Below are 2,029 nucleotides of genomic sequence, written 5' to 3'. Positions count from 1 at the left end.
ACGGGCCGGTGCCCGCCTGTCGCGCCGGGGCGATGCGGCCCGGCCGTCATCCTGCCCACCATGCGCCACGCCGGCCTTGCGCCGCCGCAAGCCAGCCGGGCGGGCCGGCGGGCGCCGCGGCGGCGGGCGTCATGGAACGCTGGCGGAACCGCCGGCGCGCGGCGTCGTTCGCCCGTCATGACGCGTGCGCAAGGCTCCGTGCTGGTCCTGCTGGGCCTGCTGCTGGTCCTCCTCTGGCTGGTGCCGGAGGTGCCGCTGCTGACCTTCGCCGCCGTGCTGCTGGCCGTGGCCCTGCGGGCGGGGGCGGAGCCGCTGGCGCAGCGCACCGGCCTGCCGGAGATCGCGGCGGTGCTGGTGGTGGCGCTGCTGGTCGCCGGCGCGATCGGGCTGGCGGGCTGGGCGGCGGCCGGGCCGCTGGCGCAGCAGGCGACGCAACTGGCCGAGCAGCTGCCCCACAGCCTGGAGACGCTGCGCGGCCAGGTCGCCGGCACCGCCTGGGGCGACTGGCTGCTGCGCCAGGCCGAGCCGGGCCGGCTGCTGGGCAGCGGCGGGGCGGAGACGGCGGCGCAGGCGGCGGCCAAGGCGGCGGGCAGCACGCTGGGCAGCCTCGGCAATTTCGTGCTGGTGCTGCTGCTGGGCCTCTATCTCGCGGCGCAGCCGGCGCCCTACCTGTCCGGCCTGCGCAGCCTGCTGGACCCGCGGCTGGATGCGCGGGTGCGGGACACGCTGGCCGAGGCGGGGCATGCGCTGCGCGGCTGGCTGCTCGGCCAGGCCGTCGGGATGACGGTGGCGGGGCTGCTGACCTGGCTTGGCCTCTGGCTGCTGGGCGTGCCGCTGGCGGGGCTGCTGGCCGCCATCATCGGCCTGCTGAATTTCATCCCGGTGCTCGGGCCGGTGATCGGCGGCGTGCCGGCGGTGCTGCTGGCGATGACGCAGCAGCCGGTGCTCGGCCTCTATGTCGTCGGGCTGATCTTCCTGGTGCAGACCATCGAGGGGAATTTCATCACGCCGATGGTGCAGTCCCGCACCGCCGACCTGCCGCCGGCGCTGCTGCTGGTGGTGCAGGTGCTGACGGGCGCGCTGTTCGGCCTGCTGGGCCTGGCGCTGGCCGCGCCGCTCTCGGCGCTGGGCCTGGTCCTGGCGAAGAAGGCCTATGTCGAGGGCTGGCTGGAGCGCGAACCACCCCCCGCCTGAAGCGGGCGGGCAGGCGTCCTGACCTCCGCCCGCCGGTCTCGCGCGCAGGGTTGGCGTGGCGGCGGCGCGCCGCACCCGATGACCATGCCGGCGGCACGGATGGTCCCGCCATGCCGGGCGCCGGGGCACATGCCGCGTGCCCAAGGCCGGCGGCGCACACCGCCCGGCGATCGAGGCGGCGCGGATCGGTCACGATCGACGGCCTTCGGCATGACACGGGGGTCCATGGTTGTTCGACGCCAGCGTCGAACCGGCCCGTCCCAGGGGATGCGGAGGGGGACGGCGTCCCCCCCTGCGCGCCTCACAGCGTGACGTGGCCTTCAAACACCGGCACGCAGGTCCCGCCGACGGTCGCCCGGATCCCCTCATCCGTTCTCCGCGCGGTGGTGCGCAGCAGGCTCGGCCGGCCCATCTCCACGCCCTGGTGGATGTCGAGGGTTGCCTGCGCCTCGCCCGACAGATGCAGCAGGAAGCCGGCCAGCGGCGTCGCGGCGCTGCCGGTCGCCGGATCCTCCCAGGTGCCGGTCAGCGGCGAGAACATGCGGGCGCGCAGCGCCGCGCCGTCGCGCCGGTAGAGATAGAGCGAGAGGCGGCCGCCGAGCTCGGGCAGCGTCGCCACCGCGCGGCGGAAGGCGGCCAGGTCCGGCTGCGCGGCGGCCAGGGCCTCCGCCGTCACCTCGACCAGTGCGCGCGGGTTGCCGCCATCGGCGGCGAGCCTCGGCGGGTGCCGCGCCGTGACCACGCCCTGGTCCGGCAGGCCGGCGCAGGCGGCGACGGGCGCGACGGGCAGCGCCGCGCCGACCGTCAGCGCCTGCGGCGCGCCGATGGCGGCGCC

The 2,029-nt window shown here is 76.7% G+C and carries 2 protein-coding genes; one reads left to right on the top strand and one right to left on the bottom strand.

Annotated features, from left to right (window positions below):
* Positions 1 to 177: 177 nt before the first annotated feature.
* The gene (locus tag E2C05_RS31300) at positions 178 to 1,194 is read left to right on the top strand and encodes an AI-2E family transporter (protein ID WP_133223512.1); all 1,017 of its coding nucleotides are present in this window, start codon (positions 178 to 180) and stop codon (positions 1,192 to 1,194) included.
* Between the two features lie 301 nt (positions 1,195 to 1,495).
* On the opposite strand, the gene E2C05_RS31295 is transcribed toward E2C05_RS31300, so the two are convergent.
* Positions 1,496 to 2,029 (bottom strand): PhzF family phenazine biosynthesis protein (locus tag E2C05_RS31295; RefSeq protein WP_133223511.1); only part of this gene is annotated, 534 nt, incomplete at its 5' end.

Origin of the sequence: Paracraurococcus ruber, from assembly GCF_004353985.1 — a bacterium.
GTDB lineage: Bacteria > Pseudomonadota > Alphaproteobacteria > Acetobacterales > Acetobacteraceae > Paracraurococcus > Paracraurococcus ruber.
Note: the sequence above shows the minus strand (reverse complement) of the source record. Positions and strands in the feature narration are given on the sequence as shown.

Bases quoted from the DNA above. Each gene is read 5' to 3' on its own strand.
- E2C05_RS31300 (WP_133223512.1), top strand. From the start codon at position 178: ATGACGCGTGCGCAAGGCTCCGTGCTGGTCCTGCTGGGCCTGCTGCTG.